This window comes from Paracoccus sediminis, assembly GCF_900188295.1.
GTDB classification, from domain to species: domain Bacteria; phylum Pseudomonadota; class Alphaproteobacteria; order Rhodobacterales; family Rhodobacteraceae; genus Paracoccus; species Paracoccus sediminis.
On sequence record NZ_FZNM01000002.1, the window covers coordinates 461944 to 480620 of the forward strand.

Genomic DNA, 18677 nt, shown 5'->3' on the forward strand with positions numbered 1-18677 from the left:
GAAGGACCGGACAGCCGCTAAGCAAACATCGACCGGAAAGCCAGGGGAATGACATGCAGTTGACGGTGGACGAGGCTTTGGCGCGCGGCGGGGCCGGGCGGTTCCAGCGGCGGCTTCTGGGGATCTTCGGCCTGGTCTGGGCCGCCGATGCGATGCAGGTGATCGCGGTGGGATTCGCCGCGCCGTCCGTCGCCGCCACCTTCGGGATCGAGCGAGTGACGGCCTTTCAGATCGGCACGGTGTTCTTTGCGGGCATGTTCCTGGGTGCCTTCGCATTCGGCCGGATCGCCGACCGGATCGGGCGGCGCAACATCCTGATGCTGACGGTCGCCATGGACGCGGTCTTTGGCCTGGCATCGGTGTTCGCGCAGGATTTCACGGTGCTGCTGGTCTTGCGGTTCCTGACGGGCGTGGCGGTGGGGGGCACGCTGCCGGTGGACTACGCGATGATGGCCGAATTCCTGCCGCCCAAGAATCGCGGCCGCTGGCTGGTCTGGCTGGAAGGGCTCTGGGCCGTCGGCACGATCGTCGTCGCGCTGACCGCCTGGATCGCGGTCGCGCAGGGGGCCGTGGCGCCGTGGCGGTGGATTTTCGCCGTGGCCGCCGTTCCGGCGCTGATCGGGATTTTCCTGCGGCTGTGGGTGCCGGAATCGCCGATGTTCCTGATCCGCAAGGGCGACGCGGCCGGCGCCAGGGCGGTGGTGGACCGGGTGCTGACGGTGAACGGAATGCAAGCCCTGCCCAGCGATGTCGAACTGGTGCCCGCGCGGGTGCCGACCGGGGCCGAAAGCTCGATCTTTTCGGACCTGTTGCGGACGCGGACGGTCGGCGTGCTGGCGGTCTGGTTCCTGGTGTCGCTGTCCTATTACGGCGTGTTCGTCTGGGTGCCGGGGCAACTGGCGACCGAGGGCTTCGGCTTCGTGCGCGGCTACGAATTCCTGGTGGTCCTGGCCCTGGCGCAGGTGCCGGGCTATGCCCTGGCTGCCTGGGGGGTCGAGGCGGTGGGGCGCCGCACGACGCTGCTGGGGTTCTTGCTGCTCAGCGCGGCGGGTTGCGCGCTGTTCGCGGTGGCCGGCGGCACGGCGATGGTCGCGGGCGCGCTGATCCTGATGAGCTTTGCGCTGCTGGGTACCTGGGGCGCGCTGTATGCCTTCACCCCCGAACTTTACCCGACCCACCTGCGCGGCACCGGCATGGGCACCGCCAGCGCCATGGCGCGTCTGGGCGGCATCCTGGCGCCCAGCCTGCTGGCGGTGGTGTTCGCCAGGGGCTTCGGCTTTGCCATCGGGGTCTTTGCGGGCCTGCTGCTGCTGGGGGCACTGGCGTTGATTTTGGTCAAGACCGAAACCCGCGATCAGGCCATCGCCTGAAACCAGACGCCCTTGCCGTCCGTTGGCCCCCTGATTCACACGGAGCATAAGCATGGGCCAACTGGTCGAGGGCGTCTGGAAGGACGAATGGTACGATACGGATTCCAGCGGCGGCGAATTCGTCCGCGACACGTCGAAGCACCGCAACTGGGTCACGCCCGACGGCAGCCCCGGTCCGACGGGCGAGGGGGGCTTCAAGGCGGACAGCGGGCGATACCACCTGTATGTCTCGTACGCCTGCCCCTGGGCGCACCGGACGCTGATCTTCCGCGGGCTGAAGGGGCTGGCGGATCACATCGACGTGTCGGTCGTGCATCCCGACATGCTGTGGAACGGTTGGGAATTCCGCACCGATTTCGACGGCGCCACCGGCGACCGCCTGTTCGGCGAGCCTTATCTCTACAAGCTGTACCTGCGCGCCGATCCCAAGGCGTCCGGCCGGGTGACGGTGCCGGTGCTGTGGGACCGCGACGGGGACCGGATCGTGTCGAACGAAAGCGCCGACATCATCCGCATGTTCAACGACGCCTTTGACGGGGTAACGGGCAATACCGACGATTACTGGCCCGAGGCGCTGCGCGACCAAATCGAGGCGGTAAACGGCCGCATCTACGACACGGTGAACAACGGCGTCTACAAGGCGGGCTTTGCCACCAGCCAAGAGGCCTATGACAAGGCCGTCCACCCTTTGTTCGACAGCTTGGACTGGATCGAAGGGATCCTTGCCGAAAATCGCTATCTGACCGGCGACCGCCTGACCGAGGCCGATTGGCGGCTGTTCACCACCATCGCCCGCTTCGACGCGGTCTATCACACGCACTTCAAATGCAACCGACGCCGGATCGTCGATTACCCCAACCTGTGGGGCTGGGCGCGCGAGTTGTATCAATGGCCCGGCGTGGCGGAAACCGTGCGGCCCGACCACTACACGCGGCATTACTATTTCAGCCATGACACCGTGAACCCGCACCGGATCATCCCCATCGGTCCCGATGCGGACTGGACCGCACCGCATGGGCGAGGCTGAAAAGGGAAGCCCCGGCGGAGGAAAGCGCCGGGGCATCAAAGGGAGAGAGGGAGGGAGAGCGTGACCGCATCCGCCGGCCACTGGGCTTCGGGGGATGAACGCCAAATCCGTCGGGCGGTTCCAGGCAACGGCAGCGAAAACCGGCGTGGAGCCTTGTGGCCGGACGATCAGCCTGCCAGACCCAGAAACAACGCAAGCGCCCTGCCGACTTCGACCATGGCGGTGTCGTCCAGACGGCCGAACGACGGACCAAGCTTGTCCGTTCGCAGGGTCATGGCCTTGTCGATCATGACCTGGGATGCCAGCCGCAGGCCATTTGCCGCGGAGGGTTCGACCGTCAGCCGGATCAAGGGCGCGTCGATCAGGGTCGAGGTGACAAGAAGCACCGTCACGGTGGCCGTGCCCGAAAAGAAATCCGACTGAACCACAAGCGCCGGACGCGGCTTGCCGTGATCGCCTTGAAGCGCGACCGTCACCAGATCGCCGCGCCTCAATCCCAGCCGTCCATGTCGTCCAAGGCCGTGTCCAGGAAATCGTTCAGGGTGACATCGGCGTCATCGGACAGGGATGCAATGGCGGCCTGACGACGGCATTCGGCTTTGAAACCGGGACGGCGGGTATCGGGGACCCAAATCTGAACCGGGCGCAGGCCCGCAGCCCGCAAGCCGTCGCGGTATTTCCGAACGCGGGTCGACACACTGCTTGGCATCGGAACCTCCTACCTTGTTACATGTAACGAAGCGGCGTGAAGTTTCCAAGGGCCTTGCGATGAAGAAGGCCCGGCGCATCGGCCAGGCCTTGCGTCGCATTTCGGGGGGCGTCACGCCACCAGCCGATACCCGCCCGATTCCGTCACCAGCAGGCGGGCGTTGCCGGGATCCGGCTCGATCTTCTGGCGCAGGCGATAGATGTGGGTTTCCAGCGTGTGCGTGGTCACGCCCGCGTTGTAGCCCCAGACCTCGTGCAGCAGCACGTCGCGGGCCACCACCCCGTCCTGCGCGCGGTACAGGAACTTCAGGATGTTGGTTTCCTTCTCGGTCAGGCGGATCTTGCGGTCCTTCACGTCGATCAGCATCTTCATCGCGGGCTTGAAGGTGTAGGGTCCAAGCTGGAAGATCGCGTCCTCGGACTGTTCGTGTGTGCGCAGTTGCGCGCGCAGGCGGGCCAGCAGGACCGGGAATTTGAAGGGCTTGGTGATATAGTCGTTGGCGCCCGCGTCCAGACCCAGGATCGTGTCGGCGTCGGTGTCGTGGCCGGTCAGCATCACGATGGGGCATTTCACGTTCAGCTTGCGCAGCTTCTTGCACAATTCGCGCCCGTCGGTGTCGGGCAGGCCCACGTCCAGAATCACCAGGTCGAACAGCGCGCCCTTGGCGGCATCGACCGCGGCCGCTCCGCTGCCGGCCTCGGTCACGTCGAAATCGTCGGTGGCGGTCAGCTGTTCGGCCAAGGCCTCGCGCAGGTCTTCCTCGTCGTCGACCAGCAGGATCTTTTTCAGTCCGGGCATGTTGCCTCCCTCGGGTTGTTGCGCAAAGGAGTGGGGACGACGCGACATCCCGTCCAGCATCATGTCGGAAATCTCACATGGAGTTGTCGGCAGAGACCGCTATGTTTCAAACTGTTTCAATTCGGCGGCACCATCGATGAGCCTGATCCCCACCCTGTCCGAGTCCGTGTCGCGGGCGCGCACCGACCTGCGCATGGGCCTGCCGGTGATGATCGGGGGCCATCTGGTCGCGGCGGTGGAAACGCTGGCGCCCGCCCGGCTGGCCGACATCCGCGCACTGGGCCGCCCGGTCCTGGCCCTGACCGAACGGCGGGCCGAGACGCTGAAGGCGCGGGCCTATGACGACGGGCTGGCCCGCGTGATCGTGCCGCCCGAGGCCGATCACGCTTGGCTGCGGGCGCTGGCCGATCCGTCGGGCGATCTGATGACGCCGATGAAGGGGCCGCTGTTCACCGAGCGGGGCGGCGACGCCACGCCGCATCTGGCCGGGCTGGCGTTGGCGAAATCGGCGCAGCTGCTGCCTGCGGTGCTGGTCGTGCCCGCCGACCCGCCCCCCGGCCTGACCCAGATCGCGTCCGGCCCGCTGCTGGCGCAACTGGCGCACGAGGCCGCGATGGCCCCGGTCGCCGCTGCCAACCTGCCGCTGATCGCGGCGGAACGGTCGCGCCTGCACATCTTTCGCCCCGACGACGGAGGGGCCGAACATTACGCCATCGAGATCGGCGATCCGCCCCGCGACGCCCCGGTTCTGGCGCGGCTGCATTCGGCCTGCTTCACGGGCGACGTGCTGGGCAGCCTGAAATGCGACTGCGGCCCGCAGCTTCATGCGGCGCTGACGGCCATGGGGCAGGCGGGGCAGGGGGTGCTGCTGTATCTGAACCAGGAAGGGCGCGGCATCGGTCTGGCCAACAAGATGCGCGCCTATGCCTTGCAGAACCAGGGCTTTGACACCGTGCAGGCCAATCACCGCCTGGGGTTCGAGGATGACGAGCGCGATTTCCGCATCGGCGCGGCGCTGTTGCGGCGGATGGGGTTTTCGCAGGTCCGGCTGATGACCAACAACCCGCGCAAGGTCGCCATGCTGCAAGGCAACGGGATCGCGGTCACGGAACGGGTGCCGCTGGTGGTGGGCCGCAACCGCTTCAACGCGGCCTATCTGGACACCAAGGCCGACAAGTCGGGGCATCTGCTGTGACGCCCCACGATCTGGTCCTGACGCCGCAGGGCGTGCGTTACCGGGGGCGCCTGTTTCCATGCAGCATCGGCAAGCGCGGGATCACGGCGGACAAGCGCGAAGGCGACGGGGCCACGCCTGCCGGGGTGATGCGCATCACCGGGCTGTGGTATCGCCCCGACCGGCTGGCGCGGCCGGCCTTTTGGGCGCGGCCCATCGGGCCGGGCGATCTGTGGTGTGACGCGCCGGACGATCCGGCCTACAACCGCCACGCCCGCGCGCCCTTGGCGGCCAGCCACGAACGGCTGCGCCGGGCCGACCCGCTGTACGATCTGATCCTGACGACGGACTGGAACGGACCCGATGCTGTGCCGGGCCGGGGATCGGCGATCTTTCTGCACCAGTGGCGCCGTCCGAGATACGGCACCGAAGGCTGCATCGCCTTCGCGCGCCCGCACCTGATCTGGATCGCCGCCCGCGCGGTGCCGGGGACGCGGGTGATTGTGCCCTAGAGCGCATTGCGGGGCATCGGCAGTTCGCCCCGGTTGTAAGGCTGCCAGTCCGCAATTTCGGGATAGAACCGTTTGCGCCAGGCGCGCACGCGCGGGTTCATCCGCCGCCGCCACAGGGGCGGCACCATCGCCAGGACCGTCATCGCCGGATAGCCCAGGGGAAGCTGGGGGGCCTGATCCGCCCCATGGGTTTGCAGCAGCGGAAACCGCCGGTCCGGCCGGGTATGATGGTCGGAATGGCGTTGCAGGTTGATGAGCAGCCAGTTGGTTGCCCGGTGGCTGGCATTCCAGCTGTGGTGCGGCTTGATGTGTTCGTATCGTCCGTCGCCCAGATGCTTTCGGGTCAGGCCGTAGTGTTCGACATAGTTGACGACCTCCAGCTGCCAGATGGCCACAAGGGCCTGGAACGCGAACAGCGCCAACCCTTGAATCCCGCCCAGGGCCAGGGCCAGCAGGATCATCGCCCCTTGCAGCAGCGCATAGCGCCAGAACGGATTGCGCCGGTCCCAGGCGCTGCGCCCCGCGCGCGCCAGCTGCCGCCGTTCCGCGTGCCATGCGCTGACCGGGCCATCGCGCAGGACGCGCGCGAAAAAGCGCCAGAACCCTTCGTTATAGCGCGCCGTCACCGCGTCGCGGGGGGTAGAGACCCAGGAATGGTGGACCAGCAGGTGCTCGGTCCGGAAATGCGAATACAGGACCGATGCCAGCAGCAGATCGCCCAGCCAGCGTTCCAGGACGGTCTTCTGGTGCACCAGCTCGTGGGCATAGACAAAGCCGATGGTGCCCGACAGCACGCCGATGCCGAAAAACAGGCCCAGCTTTTCCCAGCCCGACAGGTGGCCCGCCTGGGTCGCATACCAGATGGCGCCAAAGATCGCCGCGAATTGCAGCGGGAACCAGACGATCGTGACGGCCCGATGCCAGAACAGCGCCTGTGTGTCCGTCGTCGGATCGGCGTTCGATTCGTCCGTGCCGAACAGCCCGTCCAGGGCCGTGACCAGAAACCAGGCATAGCCGGGCAGCAAAAGCCACCAGAAACCGCCCCAGGCCGCCGCCAGGACGATCAGCGGCAGCGTGCCAAGGGACATCCAGAATGGCGCGGCAGGGAGCAGCCCGCCAGGGGTCGAATCGTTCATGCCCGCGATGTTACGCAACGATTTCCGCCCGCGCCATATCCCAGACCTTGCGCATCAGGCCGGGCAAGGCGTCGCGGTCGATCCGGTCCACGGGGACCAGATGGCCCCGGTCGGGGGCGGTGTCCAGATCGCCCACAACAACCTGCATGGACAGGTTGAAATGGCTGAAGACATGGCGGACCTGGCCGATGCCGCGCCATTCCGCATTCCCCGGCGGCGGCAGGTCGCGGCCATCCCATCGGGCCGACGGAAAAGCCAGCGTGCCGCCCAGCAGACCCTTGGCCGGGCGTTCCTCAAACACCACCCCGCCGCCGTGGCGGGCGACCCAGGCGATGCCGGTGCGGTCGGGCTTTGGTGTCTTGGGCACCTTGCGGGGCAGGCTGGCGGCGATCCCTGCCGCACGGGCATCGCAATCATGGATCAGCGGGCAGATGCCGCAAGCCGGGTTTCGCGGGGTGCAGATCGTCGCGCCCAGATCCATCATCGCCTGCGCGTAATCGCCGGGCCGCGTCGCGGGGGTCAGCGTTTCCGCAAGCGCCACCAGGTCTGGCTTGGCGGCGGGCAGGGGCGTTTCCACCGCGAACAGCCGGGCCACCACCCGTTCGACATTGCCGTCCACCACCGTTTCCGGCGCGTCATGGGCAATGGCCGCGATCGCGGCCGAGGTATAGGAACCGATCCCCGGCAGCGCCCTCAGCCCGTCGCGCGTGGTCGGAAACCCCCCCATCGCCGCGGCCGCGCGGGCACAGGCCAGCAGGTTGCGGGCGCGGGCGTAATATCCAAGGCCCGCCCATTCGGCCATCACCTGCGCGTCGTCCGCCGCCGCCAGATCCTGCACGGTGGGCCACAGCGCGGTGAAGCGTTCGAAATAGGCCCTGACCGCCGCCACGGTGGTCTGTTGCAGCATCACCTCGGAAAGCCAGACGCGGTAGGGATCGGCCTGCCCGCCGCCGGGGGGAATGCGCCAGGGCAGGGTGCGGGCATGGCGGTCGTACCAGTCCAGCAGGTGCGGGGCGATCACCTTGGTGTCACGCAATTATCAGTCCCTTGTTCCGCAAGCGCGCTTTCATCCTGGGGCGCGCCTGATTAAGGATATGGGTGTCACGTCAAGAACAGGCAATGATGGCCCCGCCGCCCGACCGCTTTCGCAACCCCCAGGCCCGCCGCAGGCGCGGCTTTCAGCAGGCCGCCATTCTTTTGGCCGACCGGGTGCAGAAGGCGGCCGAGGGGCGGGGCTTTGCGGTATCCCGCCTGCTGACCCACTGGCCGGAAATCGCCGGGCCGCAGCTTGCTGCCATGACCCGGCCCGTCCGCGTCAGCCATGCACGCGGCGGCTTTGGCGCCACGCTGACCTTGCTGACCGCCGGCCCGGTGGCGCCGCTGGTCGAAATGCAGCTGCCGCAGCTGCGCGACCGGGTGAACGCCTGTTACGGCTATAACGCGGTGCAGCGGATCGTGCTGACCCAGACCGCCGCCACAGGCTTTGCCGAAGGGCGGGCGGTCTTTGCCTCTGCATCCCCCGTCAAGGCCGCGGCGCCCGAACCGCAGGTTCTGGAACAGGCGAACCATGTCGCCCGCCAGTTCCAGGATCCTGCCCTGGCTCAGGCGATGGCCATGCTGGCCACCAATATCGCAACCAAACGACACCGGACCCACCGAAAGGATTTTCCATGCTGATCCGTTCCGCCGCCATAGCATTGGCGCTTGCGTTTGCTGCCCCCGCCGCGATGGCCCAGGATGCCGCGCCCACCCCGGCGGAAACCCTGCCCGACATTACGATGGGTGCCGCCGACGCGCCGCTAACGATTGTCGAATATGTCAGCTTCACCTGCGGGCACTGTGCGAATTTCCATGAGGAGAACTGGCCCAAGCTCAAGGCCGAATACGTCGATACCGGCAAGGTGCAATTCATCCAGCGGGATGTCTATTTCGACCAGCCGGGCCTGTGGGCGGGAGTTCTGGCGCGCTGCGGCGGGGACGACAAGTATTTTGCCGTCTCCGACATGCTGTTCGAAGAACAAAAGGAATGGCTGGCCGGCGGCACGGGCGAGGAAATCGCCGCGAACCTGCGCAAGATCGGCCTGAAGGCAGGCATGACCGAAGACCAGATGAACGCCTGCTGGGAAGACACCGCCAAGGCCGAACAGCTGATCGCGACCTTTCAGCAGAACGCGACCTCTGACGAGATCGAGGCCACACCGACCTTCATCATCGGCGGCGAAAAGGTGTCGAACCAGCCTTGGGACGATCTGAAGGCCGTGATCGACGCCAAGCTGGCCGAGGCTGCCCCGGCCGATGGCGCCCCGGCGGCAGCCGAAGCCCCCGCCAACTGACGCGGCGCTATGGTCCGTCTGCCACGCCGGCGGACCATGTTCTGCCAAAAATCACCTGCCGGATGGCGCGGGATTTGATTTTCGGATCGTCCGGCCTGATCCTGACCCTGCATCGATGGGATGCGTGGAAACGGGATGGTTGGCCATGATTAGGGAATTCCGGGAATTCATCGCCCGAGGCAATGTCATCGACCTTGCGGTGGGCATCATCATCGGCGCGGCGTTCACGGCCATCGTGAATTCGGTCGTGGCCGACCTCATCAACCCGATCCTTGGCCTGCTGACCGGCGGGGTGGATTTCACGAACAAGTATGTCGTCCTGTCCGGCACCCCCCCCGAGGGCGCCAGCCTGGCGGCCGCCCGCGATTCGGGGGCGGCGGTCTTTGCCTATGGATCCTTTGCGATGGCGGTGCTGAATTTCCTGATTATCGCCTGGGCGGTGTTTCTGCTGGTCAAGGCCGTGAACCGCCTGCAACGCATGGCCGTCAAGCCTGCCGAGGAGGTCGTGGTGGCCGCCCCCACCCAGGAAGAACTTTTGGCCCAGATCCGCGACCTGCTGGCCGACCGCACCGTCTGGGCCGACCGGCCCGAACCGCGGATCTGACCCGCCCGAGCCGCATCACCCCGCCAGAAGCTGGTCCGGGGTGATCGCCTCCAGCCCCAGCGCCTCGCCCACCGGGGGCGAGGTAAGGCGCCCCCCATGCGTGGACAGGCCGGCGCGCAGGTGTGGGTCCTCCAGCACGGCCCCCCGCCAGCCCTTGTCCGCAAGCGCCAGCACGAAAGGCAGCGTCGCATTGCCAAGCGCCTGCGTCGATGTCCGCGCCACCGCGCCCGGCATGTTCGCCACGCAGTAATGCACGATGCCGTCCACCTGATAGATCGGGTCCTGATGGGTCGTGGCCCGAGAGGTTTCGAAGCATCCGCCCTGGTCGATGGCCACGTCCACCAGGACCGCGCCCGGCTGCATGGTGGCAAGCTGGTCGCGCGTCACCAGCCTGGGCGCGGCGGCGCCGGGAATCAGCACCGCGCCGATCACCATGTCCGCCGTGCGGATCAGGTCGGCGGTGGCGGCGGCATTGGAATACTGGGTGGTCAGGCGCCCCATGAAGATGTCGTCCAGGTACGACAGCCGCGCCAGCGACCGATCCGTGACCGTGACATTCGCGCCCATCCCCACCGCGACCCGCGCCGCGGCGGTGCCGACCACACCGCTGCCGATGATGACGACATTGGCGGGCCGGACGCCCGGCACGCCGCCCATCAGCACGCCGCGCCCGCCATTGGCCTTTTGCAGCGCCCAGGATCCCACCTGCGGCGCCAGCCTGCCCGCCACCTCGGACATCGGCGCCAGCAGGGGCAGGCCGCCGCGCGCGTCCGTCACGGTTTCATAGGCAATGGCCGTGACGCCCGATCCCAGCAGGTCGCGGGTCTGGTCGGGGTCGGGCGCCAGATGCAGATAGGTGAACAGCACCTGCCCGTCGCGCAGCATCCGCCGTTCCGCAGGCTGCGGCTCCTTGACCTTGACGATCATGTCGGCGCCCGCAAAGACCGATCGCGCATCCGGCGCGAGGCCCGCCCCGGCGGCTTCGTAGTCCCCGTCCGTGAAACCCGCGCCCAGCCCCGCGCCGGTTTCGACGGTCACGCGGTGGCCGCGCCCTACGGCCTCGGTCACGGCGGCGGGCGTCAGGCCGACACGGAATTCCTGGGGCTTGATTTCCCTTGGGCAGCCGATGTGCATTGGCGGATCCTCCCTGCTTGCCGGGCCAGTGTGACACCGGGGCGGCGAAAGGTGCTGCGAAGCTGTGGCGCGCCCGTGCGACCGGCCGGCAGAAAAGTCTGGTATAAGCGGTTCTTGTCGAAGAATATCCCGCCATGTCCGATCTTGATGCAATAGACCGCCGCATCCTTGCCCTGCTTCAGAAAGAAGGGCGAATCAGCAACGCCGAACTGGCGCTGCGGGTCCATCTGTCGCCGTCCGCCTGTCACCGCCGCGTGCAGCGGCTGGAAGACGCGGGCGTGATCCATGGCTATGTCGCGCTGCTGGACGCGCGCAAGCTGCACCGCCAGACCACGGTGTTCGTGGAAATCACCCTGTCCGGCCAGGCGGACGAGGTGCTGGAGGCGTTCGAAAAGGGCGTCCGCGCCATTCCCGACGTGCTGGAATGCCACCTGATGGCCGGAACCGCCGATTACCTGCTGAAGATCGTGGTCGAGGATACGGACGATTTCGCCCGCATCCACCGGCAGCATCTGGCGCGGCTGCCGGGCGTGGCGCAGATGCATTCGTCCTTTGCGCTGCGGACGGTGTTTCGCACCACCGCCATCCCGGTCTGACATGGGGCCGCATCGCCGACACCTGTTGTCCCTTATGGCCGCGGCCTTGGCCGTTCCGGCCCTTGGGCAGCCGCGTCCCGACCTGCCCCCAGAGATCGCCGACCCCCGCGTCAGCCATTTCGCCTTTGGCCCGCGGGACGATCAGTGGCGGATCCTGGTCGGCCTGCCGGATGCCCCGCCCCCGGCCCAGGGGTATTCGGCGATCCTGGCTCTGGATGGGGGACGGTCGTTTCCGCATTTCTGGCGACACCGGGAAAGCGGGGCACCGCAGGCCCCGGTGATCCTGTTCGGGATCGGCTATGAAGGCGCCAACCGCCGTTGGCGCGACCTGACCTCGCGCGCGATGGCGCCGGTGGTGCCGATCGCGTTCTATCGCCCGCCCCCTGCCGACCGGCTGACCGGCGGACGGGACGCGTTCCTGATGATGATCGCCGACATGCTGCTGCCCGAACTGGAGCGGCGCTATCCCCTGGATCGCGGCGACATGACGATCTATGGCCATTCGTTGGGCGGTTTGTTCGTTCTGCACGCGCTGTTCAGCCGCCCGCGCCTGTTTGCCCGTTACGTCGCGGCCGACCCGTCGGTCTGGTGGAACGCGGGCGAATCGCAGCGCGAGGCCCAGGCCTTCGCGGGCGGCGTCGCCGCGGCGGGCGGCCTGATCGACCCGACGATTCCGGTGATGATCGCGCAGGCCGGGCTGGCACGGCAAGACCACCCCCATGATCCGACGTCGCTGGTCCGCATCCTGTCCCGGATCCGGGGGCTGGAGGTGATGTACAGACCCTATCCCCAAGAAAGCCACGGCACGCTGATGAAACCATCGACGGCGGACGCGCTGAACCTGCATCTGTCGCGCTGAATGCAAACCCCCGCGGCTTGCGCTGCGGGGGTTTGCCGATAACGCGGGTCGCGCCGTCGGGCGGTGCGCTGCGGTTCCTTACAGCGCGCCTTCGCGCTGTGCCTTTTTACGGGCCAGCTTGCGGGCGCGGCGGACGGCCTCGGCCTTTTCACGGGCTTTCTTGACCGACGGTTTCTCGAAATGCTGCTTGAGCTTCATTTCGCGGAACACGCCCTCGCGCTGAAGTTTCTTCTTCAGGGCACGAAGCGCCTGTTCGACGTTGTTGTCGCGAACATTGACCTGCATGTGGTTGTCACCACCTTCCTAGGTTAGAGTTGCAAGATTGCAGGATGCGCCCCCCTATCAAAGCCGGGCGCCCTTGTCCAGACCGGAGGCCGCCATGACCCGAACCGACCGCGACGCGCTTCTTGACGCCGCCCTGTCCCATGTTCCCTTCGACGGGATGAACGACCGCGCCCTGATGGCGGGCGCGCGCGACCTGGGCATGTCGCGCGATCTGGCGCGGGTGCATTTTCCGCAAGGAGGGGCGGGCCTTGCCGCCGCCTATCATCGCCGGGCCGATGCGATGCTGCGCGACAGCCTGTCTCAGACTCCGCCGGGCGGGCGGTTCCGCGATCGCGTGGCCGAGGCGGTCTGGCGCCGCCTGATGCTGGCCGATGCCGACCTGGTGCGCGCGGGCGCTGCCACCCTGTCGCTGCCGCAGAACGCGGCGCTTGCCGCGCGGCTGGTCTGGGAAACGGCGGACGTGATCTGGACCGGGCTTGGCGATCGATCCGACGATGTGAACTGGTATTCCAAGCGCGCCACCCTGGCGGCGGTCATCAGCGCCACGGTGCTGTTCTGGCTGGGCGACGATTCCGAGGGTCATGCGGAAACACGCGCCTTCATCGACCGTCGCATCGACGGGGTGATGCGTTTCGAATCCGTGAAATCCACCTTGCGCAAGCTGCCCGGCGCGGAAAGGCTGGCCGGGATGGCCTTTGGCTGGATCCGCGCGCCCCGGTCGCGCGGCCTTCCGGGCCGGACCCGGCCCTGACAGGAGAAACGATGTTCCCCGATGCCATGAACGCGGTCCAGATCGCCGGCCCCGGCAATGCCGATGTCCTGCAACTGACCACCCGCCCGGTCCCCGTGCCGCGCCACGACCAGATCCTGATCCGCGTGGCCTATGCCGGGGTCAACCGGCCCGATGTCCTGCAACGGCAGGGCAGCTATGCCCCGCCGCCCGATGCCTCGGACCTGCCGGGGCTGGAGGCATCCGGGGAAATCGTCGGCATGGGCGCGGGCGTTACCCGCTGGCGCAAGGGCGAACGGGTCTGCGCCCTGCTGCCCGGCGGCGGCTATGCCGAATATGTGGCCTGCCACGCCGATCACGCGCTGCGCATCCCCTATGGCCTGACCCTGCGCGAGGGCGCCTGCCTGCCGGAAACCGCCTTCACGGTCTGGTCGAACGTGGTGGCGCGCGGCAAGCTGACCGGAGGCGAGCGGTTTCTGGTGCATGGCGGCACGTCCGGCATCGGCATGATGGCGATCCAGATCGCCCGCAGCCTTGGTGCCCGTGTCTTTGCCACGGCGGGCAGCGACCGCAAATGCGCAGCCATCGCCGCCCTGGGCGCCATTCCCATCAATTACCGGACCGGGGATTTCGTCACGACCCTCGAGGCGGAGGGCGGTGCGGATCTGATCCTGGACATGGTGGGCGGCCGTTATATCGGCCGGAATGTCAGGGCCTTGGCGCCCGATGGACGTTTGGTGATGATCGCCTTTCTGGACGGGTCGAAGGTCGATCTGAACCTTGCCCCGATCATGACGAAACGCCTGACCGTGACCGGATCGACCCTGCGTCCGCAATCGGACGCCGCCAAGGCCGAGATCGCCGAGGCGCTGCGCAAGAAGCTGTGGCCGCTGATTTCCAACGGGGCGGTCAAGGTCGTGATCGACAGCGAATTCGACCTGAAGGATGCGCCCCAGGCCCATCTCCGTATGGAAAGCAGCGAGCATGTCGGCAAGATCGTCCTGAAGGTCGCGGGCGACGGCATCTGAGGCGACGGCAGAGACCCTGGGTGGGGATTTCCGCAGCGCCGGGAAAACGCTGTCGGCGCCGCGGTCATCTGGGCCGCCCGCCAGAAGATCGTTCCGGCATCGCCTGAAAATCGCGCGGACCCCCCTGGCCCGATGATGCCCATGCCGGGCCGGAACGGCCTTTAGCCGGGGGCGGCTTGAAGAACGCGGCACCGCCTGAGCCGCAGTCTGATTCCTGACCTTGCGCCCCGGCAGGCAACCCCTGGTCATGTTCCCTGCCATCCCGGCGGCACCGGTGATTTGATCGATCGCCGCCCTGCCCCCTGCAAGCATGGTTTTGATGGCCCCGAAGCGGGCGGCTGAGCCAGCTCGAGAAGTTCGGGTGCGGGCGGCGGCAAGACCGCCACGCGGATTCGGGTTGATCCGCAGGATGCGTCCCGCCATGTCTGTTCCATCGCGGAAAGGAAACGTCCATGCGGGTGCTGCTGGTCGAGGACGAGGCCGACATTGCCGATGCCCTGTTGCGCTTTCTGCGTGGCCTGGGTCATGCCGTCGATCATGCAGCCGATCTCGACATGGCGCGGGCCGCAATCGGCGTGGCGGATTATGGCGCAATCGTGCTGGATCTGGCGCTGCCGGACGGTTCGGGTCTGGACCTGCTGCGCGAACAGCGGCGGCGCGGCAGCCGGGTGCCGGTGCTGATCGCGACCGCGCGCGACCGAATTTCCGACCGGATCGCGGGGCTGGACGCGGGAGCCGACGATTATGTCGTCAAGCCCTATGATCTGGCCGAGGTCGAGGCGCGGCTGCGCGCCCATGCCCGCCGCGCCTCGGGCGATCCCGCCCCGGAAACCCGGATCGGCGGATTGACGGTTGATCGCGCGGGCGCGCGGTTGTTTCGCGATGGCGACGAGATTCGCCTGACCTCTCGGGAATGGGCGCTGTTCGATGCGCTTCTGTCGGCGCGGGGGCGGGTGCTATCCAAGCCGGTTCTGGAGGAGCGGCTGTATGCGTTCGACGACGCCATCGAGGGAAATGCGGTCGAAGTCTATGTTTGCCGATTGCGGGCCAAGCTGGGCGCGGATGCGATCCAGACCCGACGCGGGCTGGGATACCTGATTCCATGAACCGCCTTGCCCCCCGCCCATGGTCCCTGCGCGGCAGGCTGGTGCGCCGGGTCGTTCTGGGCGCCAGCCTCAGCTGGCTGGCGGGCGTGGGTCTTGCTGCCCTGGTCATCGCGCACGAAATGTCGGAACTGATGGACAAGACGCTGAAAGGCTCGGCCCAGTTGGCGATCGACCTTTACGGCCGTGCCGAGAATGTCCCGGCCATGGCAAGGTCGGCGGAAAGGATCCGCATCGTCGACGACGAAAGGGAGATCTCTGGCGCCCCTTGGCCTGCGTTGACCCAGGACGGCGGCCACGATGTTCCCGGATGGCGCGTCTTTCGCCTGTCCGACCGCGTGGGCAACATTGTCGTCGAGGTCGGGCAAAGCGACCAATGGCGCCGCGATGAACTGCGCGAAAGCGTGGGCTGGCTGGTGGCACTGACGCTGCCGGTGCTTCTGGCGGCGGTTGTGGCCGTGCGCGGTGCGGTCGCCTCGGCCCTGCGCCCGGCGACGCGGTTCGCCCGGACGCTGCGGGACCGGTCGGCGCAGGATCTGTCGCCGGTCGAGGAAGGCCACCTGCCCACCGAACTGGCGTCGATCCCGCAGGCGTTGAACGGCTATCTGGACGACATCCGGGCACGGGTCGATGCCGAACGCCAATTCGCCACGAATGCCGCGCATGAACTGCGCACGCCGGTCGCGGCCGCGTCCGGGCAGGCCCAACTGATCGCGGCGGGGCTGAACGACGAAACCGCCGCCGAGCGTCTGACCGGCGCATTGGGCCGGATGAGCCATCTGATCGACCGGCTTTTGGCCTTGTCGCGGGCCGAGGCCGGGGCAGCCGCTGCAGGAACCTCGGATCTGGTGCGGACGACGCAGATGGTGATTGCCGAACTGGACGCGCCGGTCCTGTTCGACGACAAGGACTTGACGGCGCTTTCCGTCCCTGTGGATCCCGATGCATTCGCGCTGATCCTGCGCAACCTGCTGCACAACGCGATCGTCCACGGGACCGGCACGACGCAGGTCCGCCTGTCGCCCGCGCCATCCCTGACGGTGACGAACGCCGTGACCCAGGGTGCCGTCTTCCGCCACGGGATGTTCGACAAATCGGCGACGTCAGAAGGGGCAGGCGTTGGCCTTGCCATCGTGGCGCGACTGGCAGAGGCGCAGGGCATGAAGATCGACTATGCGATTGCCGAGAGCACCGCCTCGGTCACGCTGCGGTTTCCGCCAAGGCGCTAACGCCCCCCGGCGGGCCGGACTTGCGATCACCGAGGCTTGTCCGCCGTCAGCGGCCGCTTGGTGCCGGTCAGCATTGACAGGACCAGGTTTTCTCGGTGGCGCAGGCTTTCCACGACGACGCCCGCGACATGGACTGGGGCCAGCACCAGGACCAGCGTCGCCAGGGCTTCATGGACAGCGTCCATCGTCGCGGATCCCCAGAAGGCATCGGTCGTCTGCAACCAGCCGGTCAGCGCGGTTCCCCCCACGGTCAGCAGAAGCGCCACGATCATCGCCCCGCCCGCCGGATTGTGGCCCAGATAGCGCGGCTCGCGGCCCGCCCGCAGCGCGCGCAGATAGGCCAGCACCGCGCGGGGGCCGCGAACGAAGTCGCGGAATCGGGCGTGGCGCGGCCCGACAAGGCCCCAGACCAGCCGCCCCGCGAGCAGGGCGGCCACGCCATAGCCCATCCCTTCGTGCCACGCCTTCGGCCCGTCCGGGGTAAGCCAGGTTCCGGCGATCAGCCCGACCAGCGACCAGTGGAATATCCTGACGAAGCCGTCCCAGACCCGGACCCGGTCAGTCATCCGAACCCACGGCCTCGAACGTGGCCGGGTCGAAGAAAATCTCGACCCTCTTGCCGGTTTCATCCTTGCCATAGACTTCGTAGCAGCCGTCCTCGGTCTTGACGTTGCTGATTGTCCATCCCTTGGCGGTCAGGTCGGCGGTCAATTCCTCGACCGGGCGCCGGTCGGCCTCTGGCACCGTGCAGCGGTCTTGGGCCAAGGCGGGCAGGGCAGCGGCGATCATCAGGGTGGCGGCGGGGATCAAGGTCATGCGCATGAAAGGGGTCTCCGTATGCGGAATGTCAACGCAGCCCTTACAGCAGCCCATCCTTGCAATAACCTTGCAGCAGCCGGCATCCTGCGATGTTCTGGGGACGTTCGACGTGCTGTGCCGTATCCTTATCCGACCACCACGCCGAACAGCGTTCCCACCATGGCGGTCGCGCCCATCGCCAGCACGCCCCACAACCCCACGCGCAACGCGCCGCGCAGCACGCCCGCACCGCCTGCGGCCGCGCCAAGACCGCCCAGGATCCCCAGGGCCAGCAACGTCGCCACCGCGACGAGGACCGGGATCCGCGCGGGCGGCGCCAGCATCGCCACGATCAGGGGCACCGCCGCGCCAGCCGCAAAGGTCAGGGCCGATACGACCGCCGCCTGGATCGGATGCGAAGTCACGGTTTCCGATATTCCCAGCTCATCGCGGGCATGGGCGCCAAGCGCATCGCGGGCTGTCAACTGCACCGCCACCTGCCGGGCCAGGTCGTGTGTTAGGCCGCGCGCCTGATAGATTTGCGTCAGTTCCTCAAGCTCGGCTTCGGGCAACTCGACCAACTCTCGGCGTTCACGGGCAAGATCGGCACGTTCGGCATCGGTCTGCGAACTGACCGAGACATATTCCCCCGCCGCCATCGACATGGCGCCCGCAACCAGACCGGCCAGCCCCGCGATCAGGATCGCGGCCCGGTCGGTGTCGGCTGCGGCCACGCCCACCAGCAGGCTGGAGGTTGAAAGAATTCCGTCATTAGCCCCCAGCACCGCGGCACGCAGCCAGCCGATGCGCTGGACCGTATGAATTTCCGAATGGCTCGGCCTGACCATGCAACTGTTCCTTTGCAGGGGGGGCCGACAGGGCGATTCCCCCGCCCTCACTGGATCGTCTTCGGCCCGAAGCCCTTGTCGCCGGGAAGGCCCGCTTGTTCCTTCCCCTTGACCATCATTCCGGAAAATCCTTTCCGTCCCTGCCTTTATGGCAGAGCCTGCCGCCCGTTTTCGGTTTGCAGGAGGCTTGTGATCTGTCGGACGGCGGCGCGGCGGTTTTCGCGGATGTCGCCTTCCCGGCGGATCTGCAGATCCTGTTCGCCATACCCCTGGACGACCAGGTTTTCGGGGGGCACCTCGAAATACTCCGTCAGCGCCAGGGCCACCGATTCGGCGCGCCGGTCCGACAGGGCCAGGTTCGCCGCATCCGAGCCCACGGTGTCCGTGTGGCCCTCGATCAGGAA

24 protein-coding genes are annotated in these 18677 nt (G+C 67.4%); 13 read left to right on the forward strand and 11 right to left on the reverse strand.

Features of this window, described 5'->3' with window-relative positions:
• The first annotated feature begins 53 nt into the window (after nucleotides 1-53).
• Nucleotides 54-1370 carry an MFS transporter gene (locus CHB77_RS05305; RefSeq protein WP_089387114.1) on the forward strand — a complete coding sequence of 439 codons (1317 nt, stop codon included), beginning with the start codon at nucleotides 54-56 and terminating at the stop codon, nucleotides 1368-1370.
• A 52-nt stretch (nucleotides 1371-1422) separates the two neighbouring features.
• The gene (locus tag CHB77_RS05310; RefSeq protein WP_089387115.1) at nucleotides 1423-2397 is read left to right on the forward strand and encodes a glutathione S-transferase family protein; all 975 of its coding nucleotides are present in this window, start codon (nucleotides 1423-1425) and stop codon (nucleotides 2395-2397) included.
• A gap of 167 nt (nucleotides 2398-2564) precedes the next feature.
• Here CHB77_RS05310 and CHB77_RS05315 read toward each other — a convergent pair whose 3' ends face one another.
• The 3 genes from CHB77_RS05315 to CHB77_RS05325 all read right to left on the reverse strand — a co-directional run bounded on the left by CHB77_RS05315 (nucleotide 2565) and on the right by CHB77_RS05325 (nucleotide 3904).
• Complete coding sequence (locus CHB77_RS05315; RefSeq protein ID WP_089387116.1) at nucleotides 2565-2891, reverse strand: type II toxin-antitoxin system PemK/MazF family toxin; 327 nt, start codon at nucleotides 2889-2891, stop codon at nucleotides 2565-2567.
• Nucleotides 2888-3106 carry an antitoxin MazE family protein gene (locus CHB77_RS05320; RefSeq protein WP_089387117.1) on the reverse strand — a complete coding sequence of 73 codons (219 nt, stop codon included), beginning with the start codon at nucleotides 3104-3106 and terminating at the stop codon, nucleotides 2888-2890. The genes CHB77_RS05315 and CHB77_RS05320 overlap by 4 nt, the downstream gene beginning before the upstream one ends.
• Before the next feature lie 111 nt (nucleotides 3107-3217).
• Nucleotides 3218-3904, reverse strand: a complete 687-nt coding sequence (locus CHB77_RS05325) for a response regulator transcription factor (RefSeq protein ID WP_089387118.1) — start codon at nucleotides 3902-3904, stop codon at nucleotides 3218-3220.
• Nucleotides 3905-4040: 136 nt separating this feature from the next.
• Between CHB77_RS05325 and ribA the strand changes: the two genes are divergently transcribed.
• Together ribA and CHB77_RS05335 are read left to right on the forward strand one after the other, a co-directional pair.
• Nucleotides 4041-5099: a GTP cyclohydrolase II gene (gene ribA / locus CHB77_RS05330; protein WP_089387119.1), complete on the forward strand. Its 1059-nt coding sequence runs from the start codon at nucleotides 4041-4043 to the stop codon at nucleotides 5097-5099.
• Nucleotides 5096-5590 (forward strand): L,D-transpeptidase family protein, encoded by a 495-nt coding sequence (locus CHB77_RS05335; RefSeq protein WP_089387120.1) that lies wholly within the window; start codon nucleotides 5096-5098, stop codon nucleotides 5588-5590. Before ribA ends, CHB77_RS05335 begins: the two co-directional genes overlap by 4 nt.
• Here CHB77_RS05335 and CHB77_RS05340 read toward each other — a convergent pair.
• Both CHB77_RS05340 and CHB77_RS05345 read right to left on the reverse strand, forming a co-directional pair.
• Complete coding sequence (locus CHB77_RS05340) at nucleotides 5587-6726, reverse strand: alkane 1-monooxygenase (RefSeq protein ID WP_089387121.1); 1140 nt, start codon at nucleotides 6724-6726, stop codon at nucleotides 5587-5589. The two genes, CHB77_RS05335 and CHB77_RS05340, sit on opposite strands and share 4 nt — an antisense overlap.
• A gap of 10 nt (nucleotides 6727-6736) precedes the next feature.
• Nucleotides 6737-7762, reverse strand: coding sequence for an A/G-specific adenine glycosylase (locus CHB77_RS05345; RefSeq protein ID WP_165456201.1), 1026 nt, complete (start codon nucleotides 7760-7762; stop codon nucleotides 6737-6739).
• Between the two features lie 86 nt (nucleotides 7763-7848).
• Between CHB77_RS05345 and CHB77_RS05350 the strand changes: the two genes are divergently transcribed.
• From CHB77_RS05350 to mscL, 3 genes are all read left to right on the forward strand, one after another.
• Nucleotides 7849-8403 (forward strand): DUF721 domain-containing protein, encoded by a 555-nt coding sequence (locus CHB77_RS05350; protein WP_089387188.1) that lies wholly within the window; start codon nucleotides 7849-7851, stop codon nucleotides 8401-8403.
• Nucleotides 8397-9059, forward strand: a complete 663-nt coding sequence (locus CHB77_RS05355; protein ID WP_089387122.1) for a DsbA family protein — start codon at nucleotides 8397-8399, stop codon at nucleotides 9057-9059. Before CHB77_RS05350 ends, CHB77_RS05355 begins: the two co-directional genes overlap by 7 nt.
• Nucleotides 9060-9204: 145 nt before the next feature.
• Nucleotides 9205-9663, forward strand: coding sequence for a large conductance mechanosensitive channel protein MscL (gene mscL, locus CHB77_RS05360; RefSeq protein ID WP_089387123.1), 459 nt, complete (start codon nucleotides 9205-9207; stop codon nucleotides 9661-9663).
• A 15-nt stretch (nucleotides 9664-9678) separates the two neighbouring features.
• Here the strand turns inward: mscL and ald are convergent, their stop codons facing one another.
• On the reverse strand, nucleotides 9679-10797 hold the full coding sequence (ald, locus tag CHB77_RS05365; RefSeq protein WP_089387124.1) for an alanine dehydrogenase: 1119 nt from the start codon (nucleotides 10795-10797) through the stop codon (nucleotides 9679-9681).
• A 134-nt stretch (nucleotides 10798-10931) separates the two neighbouring features.
• Here ald and CHB77_RS05370 point away from each other — a divergent pair, with 134 nt between their 5' ends.
• Entirely contained in the window at nucleotides 10932-11393 is a 462-nt protein-coding gene (locus CHB77_RS05370) for an Lrp/AsnC family transcriptional regulator (protein WP_089387125.1), read from the forward strand.
• A gap of 34 nt (nucleotides 11394-11427) precedes the next feature.
• The gene (locus CHB77_RS05375) at nucleotides 11428-12252 is read left to right on the forward strand and encodes an alpha/beta hydrolase (protein WP_217896905.1); all 825 of its coding nucleotides are present in this window, start codon (nucleotides 11428-11430) and stop codon (nucleotides 12250-12252) included.
• A 78-nt stretch (nucleotides 12253-12330) separates the two neighbouring features.
• On the opposite strand, the gene rpsU is transcribed toward CHB77_RS05375, so the two are convergent.
• Nucleotides 12331-12537: a 30S ribosomal protein S21 gene (gene rpsU / locus CHB77_RS05380; RefSeq protein WP_081994671.1), complete on the reverse strand. Its 207-nt coding sequence runs from the start codon at nucleotides 12535-12537 to the stop codon at nucleotides 12331-12333.
• A 94-nt stretch (nucleotides 12538-12631) separates the two neighbouring features.
• Here rpsU and CHB77_RS05385 point away from each other — a divergent pair, with 94 nt between their 5' ends.
• The 4 genes from CHB77_RS05385 (at nucleotide 12632) to CHB77_RS05400 (ending at nucleotide 16627) form a co-directional block, all read left to right on the forward strand.
• Entirely contained in the window at nucleotides 12632-13288 is a 657-nt protein-coding gene (locus CHB77_RS05385) for a COQ9 family protein (RefSeq protein WP_089387127.1), read from the forward strand.
• Nucleotides 13289-13299: 11 nt separating this feature from the next.
• Complete coding sequence (locus CHB77_RS05390; protein WP_089387128.1) at nucleotides 13300-14295, forward strand: NAD(P)H-quinone oxidoreductase; 996 nt, start codon at nucleotides 13300-13302, stop codon at nucleotides 14293-14295.
• 452 nt (nucleotides 14296-14747) lie between these two features.
• Entirely contained in the window at nucleotides 14748-15401 is a 654-nt protein-coding gene (locus CHB77_RS05395; RefSeq protein ID WP_089387129.1) for a response regulator transcription factor, read from the forward strand.
• On the forward strand, nucleotides 15398-16627 hold the full coding sequence (locus CHB77_RS05400) for a histidine kinase dimerization/phospho-acceptor domain-containing protein (RefSeq protein ID WP_089387130.1): 1230 nt from the start codon (nucleotides 15398-15400) through the stop codon (nucleotides 16625-16627). The genes CHB77_RS05395 and CHB77_RS05400 overlap by 4 nt, the downstream gene beginning before the upstream one ends.
• 26 nt (nucleotides 16628-16653) lie before the next feature.
• On the opposite strand, the gene CHB77_RS05405 is transcribed toward CHB77_RS05400, so the two are convergent.
• The 4 genes from CHB77_RS05405 to CHB77_RS05420 all read right to left on the reverse strand — a co-directional run.
• Complete coding sequence (locus CHB77_RS05405) at nucleotides 16654-17193, reverse strand: cytochrome b/b6 domain-containing protein (protein ID WP_089387131.1); 540 nt, start codon at nucleotides 17191-17193, stop codon at nucleotides 16654-16656.
• On the reverse strand, nucleotides 17186-17449 hold the full coding sequence (locus CHB77_RS05410) for a PepSY domain-containing protein (RefSeq protein ID WP_089387132.1): 264 nt from the start codon (nucleotides 17447-17449) through the stop codon (nucleotides 17186-17188). The genes CHB77_RS05405 and CHB77_RS05410 overlap by 8 nt, the downstream gene beginning before the upstream one ends.
• Nucleotides 17450-17571: 122 nt before the next feature.
• Nucleotides 17572-18273, reverse strand: coding sequence for a VIT1/CCC1 transporter family protein (locus CHB77_RS05415; RefSeq protein WP_089387133.1), 702 nt, complete (start codon nucleotides 18271-18273; stop codon nucleotides 17572-17574).
• A 146-nt stretch (nucleotides 18274-18419) separates the two neighbouring features.
• Nucleotides 18420-18677, reverse strand: a 258-nt coding sequence (locus tag CHB77_RS05420; protein WP_176430307.1) for an OmpA family protein, incomplete at its 5' end; no start/stop codon positions are given.